Raw genomic sequence first — 16011 nt, 5'->3', positions numbered from 1 at the left:
CGGATCCAGTAGCATCCGAGGGGTGATCGTACGACTGGGCGACCTGTGGCAGTACACCCCCGTGGCCTTCTGGCTGGTGCTGGCCGCCTGCCTCTACTTTGTGGTGATGGCTGTGCGGCTCACCGTTATCGATGTCCGGCACCATCTCCTGCCCAACAGAATCGTTTTCCCCTCCTATGCCGTGGCGGGATTCCTTCTCCTGGCCGCAACGGCGGTGGCGGCCTGGAGCGGGGCGGTGACTGCGGCGGGGGATCCGAACGGCGCCCCCATCATGGCCGTCGTCAGGATGCTGGCAGGGGCCGCGATCCTGTGGCTCTTCTACTTCGTCCTTCGCCTCGCCTATCCGCCCGGGATGGGGTTCGGCGATGTGAAGCTGGCGGGCGTGCTGGGCATGTACCTTGGCTACCTCAGTTGGGGACATCTCTTCGCCGGTACCTTCCTGGCGTTCCTGCTCGGCGGCCTGTGGTCGCTGGCGCTCCTGGCGTCCCGCAGGGGAACTCTGAAGTCCGCCATACCGTTTGGCCCGTTCATGTTGGCAGGGGCCGCGGCCGCCATGCTGCTGCCGGCATAGGCGTGCGGCCCTGGGACGTCTTTGGCCTTGGGTAGGCTGGCAGTATGCCTGCACCTGAATACGTCCTGAAACTGCGCAAGAAGATCGGCAACGACCCCCTCTGGGTTCCCGGCGTCCGGGGCGTGGTGGTCGATGACGGGGGCAGGATCCTGCTGGCCCAGCGTGCGGACAACCGGCAGTGGGCCCTGATCAGCGGGATGCTGGACCCGGGGGAGCAGCCTGCCCGGGGCCTTGTCCGGGAGATCTTCGAGGAAACGGCCGTGGTGGCGGAAGCCGAGCGCGTGGTATCCGTGGGGGCGGTGGGTCCGGTGACCTACCCGAACGGCGACGTCTGCGAATTCCTCGACGTCGTGTTCCTGTGCCGGTATGTGTCCGGCGAAGCCAGGGTGAACGATGACGAATCCCTGGCGGTTGGCTGGTTCGGACTGGACGAGCTTCCCGAGCTCATGCCGGGCCACCTGACCAGTATCCGCCAGGCGCTGACGCCGGCAGGAGCCGTCTACTTCGAGCCGTAGGGCTGCTCGGGGCCTGCCCGTTCCCGGCCGGGCCCGGTGCCAGGTTGGCGGTACGGAACAGGGACGCCGCAACCCCCAAGATTGCGGCGTCCCTGTTGGTCTCAGCCGGCCCTGGGTGCCCAGGCCCGGCACCCGGCCAGCCACGGCTGCGCCAGGCGTCCGACGACGGTCAGCGGCCCGGGGAGACCAGCTCGCCGTCGTCGTCCTTGGCATGCTCGTCTGCAGCGCGGGCCGCAAAGCTGGCGGGCAGCCCGGCAGCGAGCCGTTCTGCTTCCTCCCCGCCGACTGCCTCGCCGCGTGCCACCATACCGGCGGTATCCGACAACGGGATCTGCTTGAGCGTCAGGGCCAGCAGCAGTGCCACGGCAATGAACGGCAGCAGATACCAGAACACGGGGGCCAGCGAATCGGCGTAGGCGTTCACGATGGCGTCGCGCAACTGTGAGGGAAGCTGGCTCAACGCCTGCGGGTCCAGCGTCCGGGTGGACTGCCCGGCCTGCTCGGCGGAGGCTCCCGCCCCCGTGAAGGCAGCGGTCAAGGCCTCGGAGAGGCGCGTGGTGAAGATCGACCCGAAGACGGCGACGCCCATGGCGGCGCCAACTTCGCGGAAGTAGTTGTTGGTGCTGGTGGCGGTGCCGATCTGGTCCGCGGGGACGGAGTTCTGGACCACCAGGACCACTACCTGCATGATCAGGCCCAGCCCGGCGCCGAACACGAACAGCTGAAGGCAGATGACCCAGATGGGGGTGCTCGCGGCAAGGGTGGTCATCCACAGCATGGCGGCCATGGTGAAGGCGGCACCCAGGATGGGGAACATCTTGTATTTGCCGGTCTTGGAGATCCTGATGCCCGAGTAGATGGACGTGCCCATGAGGCCGGCCATCATGGGCAGCATCAGCAGCCCGGATTCTGCGGCCGGCGTGCCCGAGGACATCTGCAGGAACGTGGGGACGAAGGCGATGGCGGAGAACATGCCAAGGCCAAGGGTGAAGCCGATGGCTGTGGCGTTGATGAAGATCCGGTTCCGGAACAGGCTCAACGGGATGATCGGATCCTCGGCTCGCCGTTCCACCAGCACGAACGCGGCCGCGGAGACCAGCAGGCCGGCTCCAAACGCCCAGGTGAGGGGTGAATCCCAGCCTTCGTCCTTCTTCCCGCCGAAGTCGGTGAAGAAGATCAGGCAGGTGGTGGCCGCGGAGAGCAGGACCACGCCCAGGATGTCGATCCGTTTCTCGGCCTTCTTGTTGGGCAGCGTCAGGGCGAACCAGGCGATGGCGAACGCGGCAACGCCCACCGGAATGTTGATGTAGAAGGCCCACTCCCAGGTGAGGTGGTCAACGAAGAAGCCGCCCAGCAGCGGGCCGGCCACGGCCGAGAGGCCGAAGATGGCGCCCAGCGGGCCCATGTACTTGCCGCGCTCCTTGGCGGGCACGATGTCGGCGATGATGGCCTGGGACAGGATCATCAGGCCGCCGCCGCCCAGGCCCTGGATGGCGCGGAAGATGACGAAGCCCCAGAAATCCGTGGCCAGTGCGCAGCCCACGGAGGCGAGGGTGAAGAGGGCGATGGCCACCAAAAACAGGTTGCGGCGCCCCAGGATGTCCCCGAATTTGCCATAGATGGGCATGACGATGGTGGTGGCCAGCAGGTAGGCCGTGGTGATCCAGGCCTGGTGTTCCACGCCGCCCAGCTTGCCCACGATGGTGGGCATGGCGGTGGAAACGATGGTTTGGTCCAGGCTGGACAACAGCATTCCGGCGATCAGCGCGGAAAAGATGATCCAGATGCGTTTTTGCGTCAGCAGGAGTGGCCCTGCCGGCGCCTTGGTGGTGGCGGTACTCATGATTGTCCTTCTGCGGCGGTGGTGTCCGGAATGTCGAATGGCTGGGAGAAGAGCAGGCTGGCAGAGGAGATGTTCTCCAGGAGCAGGTCCCGGTACGGGCGTGTGTTGCCGTCGGAGAAATAGGCCATGCTGCTCTTGCGGGCGATGGTGCTCAGCAGGACGACGGCCATCTGCACCACCGGGTGGTCCGGTGCCACGCCTTCGCGCCGTGCCACGTCTTTGGCGAACTGGGCTTCCCGCTGCTCGGTGACGCCGATGATGCGGAGGATGAGCTGCGGTTCCTTGCGGACCACGCCTATCAGTTGCCGGGTGTCTTCCTCGGACGCCGTCATGTCCTCGGCCAGCCGCAAGGAAAGCCGGACCAGGTCCCGGAAGAGGGTGGGGGAGATGGTGCCGGCCGGTGAACCCGAACCGCCGGCCACGAAGTCGTCGATGACCGCGGACGGGACGTCATCGTCCGCGTGGCCGATGATGGCGTCTTCCTTGGTGGGGAAGTAGTTGAAAAAGGTCCGGCGGGAGATACCCGCAGCCTCGCAGACTTCCTCCACGGTGTAACCGTTGAGCCCGTGCTCGGCGGTCATGCTGCGGGCAGCGGCTGTGATGGCGCGCCGGGTGGCAGCCCGTTTGCGTTCACGGAGGCCGGGGTCCGAAGTTGCACTGTTATCCACAAAGTAAAGTTTTGCACTAAGACAATACAAGTGCAAGTTTTTCGCGAAGCCGGCAGGGGACTTAAACGACGACGGCGGCCGGTACCTTTCCTGCGAAAGGTGCCGGCCGCCGTCGGACGCTGTGGCGTGTTAGGCCTTGTGCGCCGGAGCCGTCATGGTGGTGACGTCCAGGGCCTTGTCCAGGTCGACTTCGGACACCTTCCCGTCACCGTCGCCGACGAAGCCAAGCTGCTCGGTGGCCTGGCGGATGGTCAGGCCCTCCTTGACGGCGGTCTTGGCGATCTTGGCGGCGTTCTCGTAGCCGATGTACTTGTTCAGCGGGGTGACGATCGAGGGGGAGGCCTCGGCCAGGAAGCGGGCGCGCTCCACGTTGGCGGTGATGCCGTCGATCATCTTGTCCGCCATGACCCGGCTGGTGTTGGCCAGCAGCCGGATGGACTCGAGCAGGTTGGCGGCCATGACCGGGATGCCCACGTTGAGCTCGAACGCGCCGTTGGTGCCGGACCAGGCGATGGCGGTGTCGTTGCCGATGACCTGGGCGGCCACCATGATGGAAGCCTCACAGATGACCGGGTTGACCTTGCCCGGCATGATGGAGGAGCCCGGCTGCAGGTCCGGGATGGCGATTTCGCCGAGGCCGGTGTTGGGGCCGGAGCCCATCCAGCGGAGGTCGTTGTTGATCTTCATGAAGGAGATGGCGATGTTGCGCAGCTGGCTGGACGCTTCGATCAGGCCGTCGCGGTTTGCCTGTGCTTCGAAGTGGTCGCGTGCTTCGGTCAGCGGCAGGCCGGTGTCCGTGGCGAGCAGTTCGATGACGCGCTCGGGGAACCCGGCGGGGGTGTTGATGCCGGTTCCCACGGCGGTGCCGCCCAGCGGAACTTCGGCGACGCGGGGGAGCGAGGCGTTGATGCGCTCGATGCCGTAGCGGACCTGCGCGGCGTAGCCGCCGAACTCCTGGCCCAGCGTTACCGGGGTGGCGTCCATGAGGTGGGTGCGGCCGGACTTGACCACATCCTTGAACTCGACGGCCTTGCGCTCCAGCGACTCGGCCAGGTAGCCCAGCGCGGGGATCAGGTCGTTGATCAGGGCGGAGGTGGCGGCGACGTGGACGGACGTGGGGAACACGTCGTTGGAGGACTGCGAAGCGTTGACATGGTCGTTCGGGTGGACCACTTTGTCACTGCCTGCAGCCTTCAGGGCACGCGTGGCCAGCTCTGCCAGGACCTCGTTGGTGTTCATGTTCGAGGAGGTGCCGGAGCCGGTCTGGAAAACGTCGATGGGGAAGTCGCCGTCGTACTTGCCGGCGGCCACCTCATCGGCAGCGTCTGCAATCGCCTTGGCCAGCTCGCCGTCGAGCACGCCCAGTTCTGCGTTGGCCTGGGCGGCAGCCTTCTTGACCCGGGCCAGCGCCTCAATGTGGGTGCGTTCCAGGGTCTTGCCGGAAATGGGGAAGTTCTCCACTGCCCGCTGCGTCTGCGCGCGGTACAGTGCGTTCACGGGGACGCGGACTTCGCCCATCGTGTCATGTTCAATGCGGAACTCTTCAGTGGAAGTCATGGGGCTAGCTTATGGCGATCAGGTGCCCCATCGAAAACCGTAAGGGGGCCGCACGGAGGTCCCGTGCAGCCCCCTTGACGGTGTGGCTACAGCTCGCCGATTCCGTAAACCAAGTCAGCGCGGCCTTCCGCCAAGCGGTAGGAAAGGCCAACGACGGCAGTGCGGCCGGCCTCGATTGCGTCGGAAATCACACGGGAGCTGTCCGCCAGGCGCTGCGAGGTCTGCTTGACGTGTTCCACCACCATGTCGTTGACCTCGTGCTGGTCGTTGCGCAGCGAGGTCAGGACAGAGGGCGTGATGCGCTCGACGAGGTCGCGGATGAAGCCTGCCGGCATCTCGCCGGTCTCCACGGCGTCCTTGGTGGCTGTCACGGCGCCGCAGCTGTCGTGGCCGAGGATGACAATCAGGGGCACGTTCAGCACTCCCACGCTGTACTCCAGGGAGCCCAGGACGGCGTCGTCGATCACTTGGCCGGCGGTGCGGACCACGAAGACGTCGCCCAGGCCGACGTCGAAGATGATCTCCGCCGCAAGCCGGGAGTCGGAGCAGCCGAAGATCACCGCGAACGGATTCTGCGTCTCCACCAGCGATGAGCGGCGGGACGCGTTCTGGTTCGGATGGGAGGACTCGCCGTTTACGAAACGTTCGTTGCCTTCGCGCAGGCGGCGCCAGGCCAGTGCAGGGGTCAGGTTAGTCGTCACGGCCCCAACCTTACGGCGTGGGGGCCGCCGAGGGTGAAACTGTGACGGCCGGGTTGCTGTCCAGGGAGGTCACGACGGCGGCCGCCAGTGTGGTGAATTCGTCCAGTTGGGCGGCGCCGGAGAGGATGACGGTGCTGCCCCGGTAGTTCAGGATCATCGACTTTTCGCCCTTGCCGGTGTCACGCAGTTCCCAGTCCTGGCCGCCGGCGTTCCGGGTACCCGTAACGGGGGCGTTCTTGGTCTGTTGGAGGAGCCAGGTGGGGTTGGCACTCTTGGTCTGCACGAGGGCGATGAACGAGGTCTTGGGCGTCAGGTAGCCAACTTCCCACGTGGGCACCCCGCTGCCCGTCCCCGCCTCCCACCGCGCGTAGTTGGCGCGGAAGGCGTTGCCGGTATCCGGCGCGACGGGTGTGAATCCGGCCACATCGGCAGCGTTCCGGGCCACCGACGCCACGTCGATGTCCGGCCGGTAGCCGTCACTCTTCGGCTGCGGGTTCATCAGGACCACAGGCAGGAACGCGGCAATGCTGAGTACCAGGGCAATGATCATGCCGATCACCGAGGCGTTGGCCCGTTTGGCGGCCGCCGCCGGAATGACGGGCTTTACGGGGGTTTCCGCACCGGTCCTTGCGGCCTCGGGCCGGCCCCCGGGCTGTGCCTGGCCGGAATTGGGGCTGGTGGCTTCCTGCATGTCATTCACTTCTCTATAGTCGCCCATCCCGGAGCCGTAGTTCCATTCGGGGGTCAGCAGGCCGCGGCGGCGGATGTCCGGGCACATTGCGCCGCCGCGTCATGGGCCGCCCGCCGCGCGGCGCCGCGACTATGATCGGTACCAGAGGAATCACCGCTCTGCTGCACCGGCAAGCGGGTTCAATGATCGCCACTCGAAGAAGAGGTTCACGTGTCACCAGCGTCCATGACCCAGAAGTACTCCACGATTTCACCGTCCCTTGCGGTGGGCCACGACGAGCCGGACCGCAACCTTGCCCTTGAACTCGTCCGCGTCACCGAAGCCGCGGCCATTGCCGGCGGCCACTGGGTCGGCTTCGGCGACAAGAACACCGCCGACGGTGCGGCCGTCGATGCCATGCGCTCCTTCCTGCAGACGGTCCACTTCAACGGCGTCGTGGTCATCGGCGAAGGCGAAAAAGACGAAGCCCCGATGCTGTTCAACGGCGAACGCGTCGGCGACGGCACCGGCCCCGAGGTTGACGTGGCCGTGGACCCCATTGATGGAACACGGCTGACCGCCCTGGGCATCAACAATGCGCTGGCCGTCCTGGCCGTCGCCGAGCGGGGCTCCATGTTCGACCCCTCCGCCGTGTTCTACATGGAAAAGCTCGTCACCGGTCCTGAAGCGGCGGACATGGTGGACCTGCGCCTGCCGGTCAAGCAGAACCTGCACCTGATCGCCAAGGCCAAGGGCGTGAAGGTGAACCAGCTCAACGTCATGATCCTGGACCGGGACCGGCACCGCCCGCTGGTGGAGGAAATCCGCGAAGCCGGCGCGCGCACCAAGTTCATCATGGACGGCGATGTCGCCGGGGCCATCGCGGCGGCCCGCTCCGGCACCGGCGTGGACGCCCTGATGGGCATCGGCGGTACCCCTGAGGGCATCGTGGCCGCCTGCGCCATCAAGTCCCTCGGCGGCGTCATCCAGGGCCGCCTCTGGCCCACCAGCGACGAAGAGAAGCAGAAGGCCATCGACGCCGGCCACGACCTGGACCGCGTGCTTTCCACCAACGACCTCGTCTCCAGCGACAACTGCTACTTCGCCGCGACGGGCATCACCGACGGCGACCTGCTCAAGGGCGTCCGCTACTCCAAGGACAAGGTCCTGACCCAGTCCATCGTGATGCGTTCAAAGTCGGGAACCATTCGCTTCGTGGACGGCGAGCACCAGGCCAGCAAGTGGGAGGGCTACGCCCGCAAGAGCTGATCCGCGTCCGGAAACGGATACCAGGGCCCCGGGGCGCCGTGCGCGCTACCGGGGCTTTGGCGTTAACGCCTTGGTATAGGGTTTAAGCCATGATTCCTGCCGTTGTGCCCTGTATTGACCGCGCCCTCTGGGACGAATTTGTCGACCGGTTCCAGGGCCACCCGCAGCAGCTGTGGGGCTGGGGAGAGACCAAGGCGATGCACGGCTGGTCGGTGGACCGGGTCCTCGTCAAGGCCGGCGACGAAACCATTGGCTGCGCCCAGCTGCTGGTCAGGAAGCTGCCCGCACCGTTCCGCGCCCTGGTCTATATCCCGCGCGGTCCGATGTGCACCGTGGAGAATGCGCAGGAGGTACTCAACCGGCTGGCCGAGCACGCTGCCCTCCGCCACCGGGGCGTTGCCCTGAGCATCGAACCGGACTGGGACCGCGGCTCTGCCTTCGCCGGTGCCGTCGCCGCTGCCGGCTTCCGGGAATCAGCCAACACCGTCCTGATCCCCAGGACCCTGATCCTGGACCTCACCCGGTCAGACGACGAACTGATGGCGGAGATGTCCAAGTCGACGCGGGCCAACATCCGCAAGGCGATGCGCAGCGACGTGGAATTCCGCAAGGTCAAGAACGACGCCGAGCTTGAGCAGGTGCTTGCCATCTACCACGACACGGCCCAGCGTGCCGGCTTCGGCATCCACGAGGACCAGTACTACCGCGACATCTTCCGGAACCTGGGGGACGCCTCGCCCATCATCGCAGCGTTCGACGGCGAACAGATGCTTGCGTTCACCTGGCTTTCCCGCAGCGGCACCACCGCGTTCGAACTCTACGGCGGCGTGTCCGCCGAGGGCCAGAAGCAGCGCGTGAACTACGGGGTCAAGTGGGCGGCATTGCAGTCGATGCGGGAAGACGGCTGCAGCCGGTATGACTTCAACGGCCTCCTCAACGACGGCATCTCCGACTTCAAGAAGCAGTTCGCCAAGCACGAGGACATGCTCCTGGGCACCTGGGAGAAGCCGTTGTCGCCGTTCTACCCCGCGTACTCCACAGCCATGCCGCTGGCCCGCAAAGGCCTCCAGGCGGCCCGCCGGCTGGTCAAGGGCGCGGCGGGCCGGGCGCAGGCGCTGATTAAGCGGCGCTAGAGTCCTGTAGTCACGGCGAAGGCCAGGGCGGGCTCATTGCTGCCTGCCGCGCGGTGGACGTTGACGGGGGCCTCGGCAGCAGCCACGAACGCGCTGGAACCGCGGGACAGTTCCAGGTCGCCCTTGGGTGAGTCCAGGTAGACGGCACCGGCCACCACTATGACCACGGCGGCGCCGGACTGGGCCAACGGGACGGGGCCGGAGTCCGGGCCCAGCTCGATGCGCTGAAGCTGGAACTCCCCGAACGGCGGCCGGTACACTTCCTGGTCCATCATGGTCTTCCCGGCATGAAGCATCGGAACGGCCACCGGGTGGAAGTCGATGGTCTTCAGGAGCTCCGGCACGTCGATGTGCTTGGGGGTCAGGCCGCCGCGCAGGACGTTGTCCGAGGACGCCATGACCTCCACGCCGAGGCCATGCAGGTACGCGTGGACGTTTCCTGCCGGCAGGTAGACGGCCTCGCCGGGCTGCAGGGAGATCCTGTTCAACAGCAGCGAGATGAGGACTCCGGGATCGCCGGGGTACTTCTCATTGAGGCTGATGACGGTTCCGAGCTCGGCCTCGTACGGCGCCAGGGAAGCTCCTGAAAGCAATGCTGCCACCACGAGGGCCGTAGCCTCGGCCACGGCCTGCCCGCCGGTGATGAGCCGTTCGAAGGCATCGTGGAGGCCAGCGCCTTCATCTGCCGCGGAGAGGTCGGACAAGAGGTCCCGCACCAGGGCAGGGCACTCGTCCGGCGACGGGAAGGCCCCGGCAACGTGGTCCAGGATCTTCCGGGTCTCAGCCGCCGGGCGGAACCCGCACAACGCTTCGAACGGCGTGAGGGCGAAGATCATTTCCGGCTTGTGGTTGTCGTCCTTGTAGTTCCGGTTGGCGGCATGGGGGTCGAGCCCTGCATCCTTTTCCCGCGCGAACCCGGCCCTTGCCTGCTCCAGGCTGGGATGGACCTGGAGGGACAGCGGCTGGGCTGCTGCCAGGATCTTGGCCAGGAAGGGCAGCCGCGAACCGAAGGCCGCCACTGATTCCGCGCCCAGGAAATGCTCAGGGTCGGAGGCGATCAGGTCGTCGAGGGGGCGTCGTCCGCCGTCCTCGGAAATGTGGGCCACCGACGGCGAATCAGGGTGCGCGCCGATCCACAGTTCGGCCTCGGGCCGCCCGGATTCGGGGCGGCCGAGCAGCGAGGCGATCGCCGTCGTCGAGCCCCATGCGTAGTCCCGAAGGACGTTCTCGATCTCGTACAAGGATGTTCCGTTTCCCTAGGTGTGATGGGACGGCTACAGTGCGGCGCACTGGCCGTTGGTGGCCACGAGGTTGCGGATGGCCTGCTCGTTGCCCTGGCGCTTGAAATCGTCCAGCATCTGCTCCGTGATCGGCTCGCCGTCGGGGGTGGTGGTCACCGGGGTGAAGTCCGACGGCGCCGTGGACTCATGCGGCAGTCCTCCGGTCATGGCTTGGGAAAGCCCGGCCGGCCCAGCCGCCTGGACGTGCCCGGCACCGGCTGCCGGTGAGTTGATCGTGTCGTCGGACGCCCCTGTTGCCTGGGCTCCTGACGCGGACGCCAGCAGCTGGTCCACACGGTCGTGGATCTGGTCGAAATCGGGGTTGGTGGAGAATGCGGGGTCGAAGTCCGGCGGCCCGATAGTCAGCCGCTTGACCTCCTTGCCCTTGGCCTTGATGGCCAGGTCCACAAAACTGCCCAGCTGGGTGGAGGAGATGTTGGACTCCACCACCTTGGTCCCGGCGTTGGCAATGTCCTCGAATTTGGACAGCAGGGTGGCCGGGTCCAGCTGCTTGAGCATGGCCTGCTGTACGCATTGCTGGCGGGCGATGCGGGCGTAATCATCCACGAACTCGCGTGACCGCCCGAACCAGAGGGCGTGGTAGCCGTCCAGGGTGTTGTCGCCGGCCGGTATCCAGCCCAAGGGCATGCCGTGGATGCCGTTGGCTTCGTCGATGGTTTCACCGCTGATGGGCACCCAGCCGCCGGCCTTGATCCTGATGCCGCCCATGGCATCGATCAACTTGGAAAAGCCGTCCATGTCCACCAGGACGTAGGCCTGGATGTCCATGCCAAGCGTTCCGGATACGGCCTCCAGGGTGGCCTGTGCCCCCGGGTCCGCCACGCCCGGGTAGAGATTGGCGTGCTCGTTGGTGACCTCGGTGTTGATGGCGTTGATCAGGCATTCGTCACCGCAGTCGTAGCCGTCGGGGTAGAGGGCGCGCATGGGCGAGTTCGCGCTGAACTGGGCATTTTGGAAGTTCCGCGGGATGGAAATGATGGCGGTCTGGCCGGTCTTGGCGTCAACGCTCAGCACGGAGAGGCTGTCGGGTCGGCGACCGGTGCGGTCGTCGCCGGCGTCGCCGCCCATCATCAGGAAGTTGTATCTGCCGTCCACTGGCTTGATGGCGGGCCCGGACGAGAAGATGCTGCCGATCGCATTACGGCCCACGTTCAGAAGGTAGGCGGCGTACCCCAGGGACCCGCTGCCAAGGACCAAAGCCAATACCAGGGCGATCCCGACGGCGGGGCGGGCCGGCGGTGCCAGCAGGACCGGCCGGATGATTCGCAGGGTGTTGACGAACAGGAGGGCCCAGCCAACAGCCAGGGCCGTCAGCAGGATCACGAGGACCAGTGACGTGACGGGGTTGGTGAACACGTTGATCACCAGCGTCCGGTCCAGCAGCAAGAGGATCGCTGCCAGGACCAGGAGTGCCCAGATGCAGAGCGTGACGCGCAACGCGATCCTGCCCAGCTTCCGGTCGCCGGCCACGAGCTGGGCGCTCCCCGGTACCAGCAGCGTCAGGAGGACCAACACGAAGGCCCGTTTGGTGCGGACTGCCGGGGAAGCGCCGGCCGGGTAACGGACCGGATCAGTCAAGATCGCTCCGGTGCCCGGCTGCTGCGGGCTGCTGGCCATGCCCGCCGCCCTAACGGCTGCCCCGAAAGGAGTTGGACACATCAGGGAAGACTTCGCTGACTTTCTGCCGGAGATTGGCGCCCTTGCGCGAGGCGACGGCGTTGAGGTCGGCGGCGAAATCCAAGAAGCTCGGCGCGCAGTGACGCGGCGAGTTCGTCGGTACCGGCGGCAAGCATCCGCACGGCCAGGAGGCCCGCATTGCGTGCACCGCCGATTGACACCGTTGCCACCGGCACACCTGCAGGCATCTGGACGATGGACAGCAGGGAGTCCATGCCGTCAAGGGTCTTCAACGGGACGGGGACACCAATGACTGGCAGGGGAGTGACGCTGGCCAGCATGCCCGGCAGGTGTGCAGCGCCGCCGGCCCCGGCGATGATGACGCGCAGCCCCCGCTCGTGCGCCGTCTGGCCGTAGCGGATCATCTCGGTCGGCATCCGGTGCGCTGAGACGACGTCGGCTTCGAACGGGATGCCGAATTCGGCGAGGGCCTCGGCCGCTGCCTCCATGACGGGCCAGTCCGAGTCTGAGCCCATGACCAGGCCCACCAGGGGGCTGGCCCCGGTAGCGGTGGCTGGGATGGCTTCGGCGCTCATGCGTTCTCCTCGTAGATAGGGGAAGGTTCCTCGGCGCCGGCGCGTCCATCACGGATGATGGCCGCAACCGCCGTGGCCCGGCGCCTGACCGAGTCAACGTCCGCCGTCGAACTTCCCACCAGGTTGACATGGCCGATCTTACGTCCGGGCCGCACGGATTTGCCGTAGCAGTGGACCTTGGCGGCCGGCTCGCTGGCGAGGGCCATCGGGTAGGCGGAAAAGAGGTCCTGGTTCTCCCCGCCCAGGAAATTCTTCATCACGGTGACGGGGGCCAATGCGTCGGTGGCACCCAGTGGAAGGTTGAGGACGGCGCGCAGATGCTGTTCGAACTGGCTGGTAATGGAGCCATCCTGGGTCCAGTGGCCGGTGTTGTGTGGCCGCATGGCCAGTTCGTTGACCAGGAAGCCGGCGCCCGCGCCCGGCGTCTCGAAAAGTTCAACAGCGAGGACGCCGGTGACGTTGAGCTCCGCTGCGATACGCAATGCGGCGTCCTCGGCGGCTGCGGCCACCTCCAGCGGGATGTCCAGCGCGGGTGCGATCACCTCGTCACAGACACCATCCACCTGGATGGTGTGGACCACCGGCCAGGCCCGGGCTTCGCCATCCGGGGTCCGCGCCACCAGGGCGGACAGTTCGCGGGTGAACTCCACCTTCGCTTCGGCCAGCAAGGGGCTCATGGCGCTAAACCACTCGTCGGCGTCGGCAGCTTCCTCTGCGGAGGCAATAATCCGGACGCCCTTGCCGTCGTAGCCTCCGCGCGGCATCTTCAGCACCACGGGCCAGCCCGTTTCCTCGCCGAAGCTGACCAGGTCTGCGACATTGGCCACTGACGCCCAGGTGGGATTGGGCAGCTCCAACCGGTCGATGGCTGCGCGCATGACCAGCTTGTCCTGTGCATGGACCAGGGCGTCGGGTCCGGGCTGGACATTGACCCCCGCTTCCTGGAGGGCCCGAAGGTGCGCCGTAGGAACGTGCTCGTGGTCAAACGTCATCACGTCGAGGCCCCGGGAAAAGTCCAGGAGGGTCTGCAGGTCCTTGTAATCGCCTACCGGCGTGGCCGGTACGGCAGAGACCGCGGAAACGTCCTCGCCTTCGGCGAGGACACGGAGTTCGAAGCCGAGTGCTGTAGCGGCAGGGGCCATCATTCGCGCAAGCTGGCCGCCGCCAACTACACCTATTACTGGAAAAGTCACGTATGCCAGCCTACCGAAGACGCACCGTATCCCGCTTTTACGGCCCGGCGGGAGCGTGACATTTTCTGCTGCAGGCCGGCAGCGGGGGCCGTCCGGGGCCAGTCCAAAGCTTTGGGGGCTAAAATAGGTCCTTGGCCGAGTGGCCCACAGTTCGGACGGCCATGGAGGGTTATGTTTAGCGCACTTGCAGATCGTATCCGGGGGCTTGCCTCGCTCTTCTGGCGGGAGGTGGCCAAATTCGGGGCCGTGGGCGGTGTGGCATTCGTTATCGACAACGGGCTGACGTACTACCTGATGCACGGCCCGATGTCGGACAGCGAAGCCAAGGCGCGCTTCGTGGGCGCCACCGTGGCCACGGTCTTCTCGTGGGTCGCAAACCGTTTTTGGACTTTCCGGCACCGGCGCCAGGCCAATGTGCTTCGCGAGTTCGTCATGTTCGTCATCATCAACGGCATCGGGATCGGGATCTCCACCGGATTCACCGCGCTGGCCAAGTACGGGATGGGTATCGACGACAAGAACCTGCTCTTCCTGGCAGGTGTCGCGGGCATCCTCGTCGCCACTGTTGTCCGGTTCTTCGCGTACCGCTTCCTGGTGTTCAACCAGGAAGCTGGACCAGGAGCCGGAGTTCTCGCACGACCACGAACTCATCGAAGCGCACCCGCACCGTGAGTCCGCCCGTGCCGAACGTCCCGCTTCCGCCCCTGTCGACGGTGGCCCGAAGGCCTAGGACCGGCGCCTGCTAGCTGCCGTGGATGCGTTCGTCGGCCAGCAGTTTGTCCGTGAGTTCAACATGCGGGTGGGTCAGGACCACGGAACCGCCGTGCTGCCAGGCGCCCAGTGCGTTGGACAGCGCCGACTCGAGGCCGTTGCCCGCTGGAATGTGGATGCGGACGCCTTCCCCATGTGATGCGCCAAAATCCGTGAGCAGGTCTTTGTGCTCCACCGGACGCCCGGCGCCCGTCAGGAGCGCGCGGGCTGAGGGATCCGGATCCCCATGCGGCATGAACACGTCCCCGTGGGACCGTACCTCTGCCGCGTAGTCGATGAAGCCACCCGGAAGTTCCCCTGGCCAGCGCATGGCGAGGGCGGGCAACGCGACGGCGATCACGGCGCCGTGCCCTTTTGTCGCCTCGCCAGGGGCGGCTGTCACCAGGAAGTCTGCCGGGCCGCCGTCGAGCACTGCTTCCAGGCCAAGCTGCCAGCCGGCCAGCGCCCAGACCAGGGCCTTCCAGTGCGCCGGAAGCGCAAGTCCGAGGCGCATGCCCGGCTCTGCGTCGAGCTCGTCCTGGAGCAGGTTGCTGGTCTTGGCCACCCAGTTGTCCAGGACGCGGCCCGACAATTCAACCCGTTCCGAATCCGGCCCGTACCACGTCAGGCGCGGTGCCGTGGAGTTGCCGGAGCGGAGGCTGCCCATCAGGGTGATGGCGGGGATCGATGTCATGGCTTAATCGTGCCATCCTGGAATCCCCGGGGCACCAGCAGCTGGATAACGCCGCCGCATCCACTGGAAAAGTGATGTTTATCACGTGACCTGCTAAGGGTGCTTGCTATTTTGGCTCAAAGCGGGTATTTTCCCCGTCGTGGCGCTGTTTTTGCACCCCTTGCGTCCCAAATATGCAGCTTCCCGCCCGCGCCACGCCGAGGCCCGGAAAAAAACCCGGGCGTGGCGTGCGCAAAGTTCTCAGGTTTCACTGTCTATTATCCCGGCTACGGCTTGACTCGCCCTAGTTACACACGTGTAATTAGGTATCTAAAGCAATTGCGTAAATACCGGCACACAACCGAGTGTCCACGTATCAAGGCAGTGGCTGCAACGTCAGGAGGGTCGCCGTGGGGCAAGCAGAGCGTATCCAGGAAGATGCCGTCGTAGCCGGCCAGGCAACGGCAAAGTACCGTGCGCGGGGGGTGCCAAGCGATTGGTACGTTGACCCTGCCGATCCTGATGCTGCGGAACGGTACAAAAGGAATACCGGCAGCGTCCTCGAGGACCAGGCCACTGCGTTCCTCGCGGCGCATGAGGCCTTGCTGGACGGCGCGGAGCCGGAGGACGATCTGGACCCGCCCATGGAGCTGGCCGCCCCCGGCGGAGCGCAGCCGGTATGGATCGGGCTGCCACTCCAACAGGACTTCGATGACGAAGGTGAACTGGGCTGGCAGACTGACGCTTTGTGCGCCCAGACTGACCCGGAGGCGTTCTTCCCGGAAAAGGGCGGTTCCACCCGCGACGCCAAGAAGGTGTGCGGCGCGTGCAACGTACGGTCGCAATGCCTGGAGTACGCGCTGGCCAATGACGAACGGTTCGGCATCTGGGGAGGCCTTTCCGAGCGTGAGCGCCGGCGGCTTAGGAAGCGAGCGATCTAATTCTTCAGGATGT

General features: G+C 66.0%; 14 protein-coding genes and 2 pseudogenes. 6 read left to right on the top strand and 10 right to left on the bottom strand.

Annotated features, from left to right (window positions below; translation table 11 throughout):
* Positions 1 to 22: 22 nt before the first annotated feature.
* Both ACX5I6_RS18800 and ACX5I6_RS18795 read left to right on the top strand, forming a co-directional pair.
* Complete coding sequence (locus ACX5I6_RS18800) at positions 23 to 571, top strand: prepilin peptidase (RefSeq protein WP_461841457.1); 549 nt, start codon at positions 23 to 25, stop codon at positions 569 to 571.
* Positions 572 to 615: 44 nt separating this feature from the next.
* Positions 616 to 1086, top strand: coding sequence for an NUDIX hydrolase (locus ACX5I6_RS18795; RefSeq protein ID WP_461841456.1), 471 nt, complete (start codon positions 616 to 618; stop codon positions 1084 to 1086).
* A gap of 169 nt (positions 1087 to 1255) precedes the next feature.
* On the opposite strand, the gene ACX5I6_RS18790 is transcribed toward ACX5I6_RS18795, so the two are convergent.
* From ACX5I6_RS18790 to ACX5I6_RS18770, 5 genes are all read right to left on the bottom strand, one after another.
* Positions 1256 to 2929, bottom strand: a complete 1674-nt coding sequence (locus ACX5I6_RS18790) for an MDR family MFS transporter (RefSeq protein WP_461841455.1) — start codon at positions 2927 to 2929, stop codon at positions 1256 to 1258.
* Positions 2926 to 3597: a TetR/AcrR family transcriptional regulator gene (locus ACX5I6_RS18785; protein WP_461841454.1), complete on the bottom strand. Its 672-nt coding sequence runs from the start codon at positions 3595 to 3597 to the stop codon at positions 2926 to 2928. Before ACX5I6_RS18785 ends, ACX5I6_RS18790 begins: the two co-directional genes overlap by 4 nt.
* Positions 3598 to 3726: 129 nt before the next feature.
* On the bottom strand, positions 3727 to 5154 hold the full coding sequence (locus ACX5I6_RS18780; protein ID WP_461841453.1) for a class II fumarate hydratase: 1428 nt from the start codon (positions 5152 to 5154) through the stop codon (positions 3727 to 3729).
* 86 nt (positions 5155 to 5240) lie between these two features.
* The gene (locus ACX5I6_RS18775; RefSeq protein ID WP_285248277.1) at positions 5241 to 5855 is read right to left on the bottom strand and encodes a carbonic anhydrase; all 615 of its coding nucleotides are present in this window, start codon (positions 5853 to 5855) and stop codon (positions 5241 to 5243) included.
* 10 nt (positions 5856 to 5865) lie between these two features.
* On the bottom strand, positions 5866 to 6633 hold the full coding sequence (locus ACX5I6_RS18770) for a DUF4245 domain-containing protein (protein WP_461841452.1): 768 nt from the start codon (positions 6631 to 6633) through the stop codon (positions 5866 to 5868).
* Between the two features lie 138 nt (positions 6634 to 6771).
* Here ACX5I6_RS18770 and glpX point away from each other — a divergent pair, with 138 nt between their 5' ends.
* Together glpX and ACX5I6_RS18760 are read left to right on the top strand one after the other, a co-directional pair.
* Entirely contained in the window at positions 6772 to 7794 is a 1023-nt protein-coding gene (glpX, locus tag ACX5I6_RS18765; protein ID WP_285248337.1) for a class II fructose-bisphosphatase, read from the top strand.
* 89 nt (positions 7795 to 7883) lie between these two features.
* Complete coding sequence (locus ACX5I6_RS18760) at positions 7884 to 8927, top strand: lipid II:glycine glycyltransferase FemX (RefSeq protein ID WP_461841451.1); 1044 nt, start codon at positions 7884 to 7886, stop codon at positions 8925 to 8927.
* On the opposite strand, the gene manA is transcribed toward ACX5I6_RS18760, so the two are convergent.
* The 4 genes and pseudogenes from manA to ACX5I6_RS18740 all read right to left on the bottom strand — a co-directional run bounded on the left by manA (position 8924) and on the right by ACX5I6_RS18740 (position 13634).
* Positions 8924 to 10168, bottom strand: coding sequence for a mannose-6-phosphate isomerase, class I (manA, locus tag ACX5I6_RS18755; RefSeq protein WP_461841450.1), 1245 nt, complete (start codon positions 10166 to 10168; stop codon positions 8924 to 8926). The genes ACX5I6_RS18760 and manA overlap by 4 nt on opposite strands.
* Before the next feature lie 33 nt (positions 10169 to 10201).
* Positions 10202 to 11845, bottom strand: coding sequence for an LCP family protein (locus ACX5I6_RS18750; RefSeq protein ID WP_461841449.1), 1644 nt, complete (start codon positions 11843 to 11845; stop codon positions 10202 to 10204).
* A 10-nt stretch (positions 11846 to 11855) separates the two neighbouring features.
* Positions 11856 to 12441, bottom strand: a pseudogene (purE, locus tag ACX5I6_RS18745) (5-(carboxyamino)imidazole ribonucleotide mutase).
* Positions 12438 to 13634 carry a 5-(carboxyamino)imidazole ribonucleotide synthase gene (locus tag ACX5I6_RS18740; protein WP_461841448.1) on the bottom strand — a complete coding sequence of 399 codons (1197 nt, stop codon included), beginning with the start codon at positions 13632 to 13634 and terminating at the stop codon, positions 12438 to 12440. The pseudogene purE and the gene ACX5I6_RS18740 overlap by 4 nt, the downstream one beginning before the upstream one ends.
* Positions 13635 to 13805: 171 nt before the next feature.
* Here ACX5I6_RS18740 and ACX5I6_RS18735 point away from each other — a divergent pair.
* Positions 13806 to 14364, top strand: a pseudogene (locus ACX5I6_RS18735) (GtrA family protein).
* Positions 14365 to 14376: 12 nt separating this feature from the next.
* On the opposite strand, the gene ACX5I6_RS18730 reads toward ACX5I6_RS18735, so the two are convergent.
* The gene (locus ACX5I6_RS18730) at positions 14377 to 15078 is read right to left on the bottom strand and encodes a TIGR03089 family protein (protein WP_461841447.1); all 702 of its coding nucleotides are present in this window, start codon (positions 15076 to 15078) and stop codon (positions 14377 to 14379) included.
* 389 nt (positions 15079 to 15467) lie between these two features.
* Here ACX5I6_RS18730 and ACX5I6_RS18725 point away from each other — a divergent pair, with 389 nt between their 5' ends.
* A complete protein-coding gene (locus ACX5I6_RS18725; RefSeq protein ID WP_461841446.1) occupies positions 15468 to 15998 on the top strand; it encodes a WhiB family transcriptional regulator in 531 nt (176 codons plus the stop codon).
* The last annotated feature ends 13 nt before the right edge of the window (positions 15999 to 16011 follow it).

Source organism: Arthrobacter sp. MMS24-T111, assembly GCF_054888995.1.
Note: the sequence above shows the minus strand (reverse complement) of the source record. Positions and strands in the feature narration are given on the sequence as shown.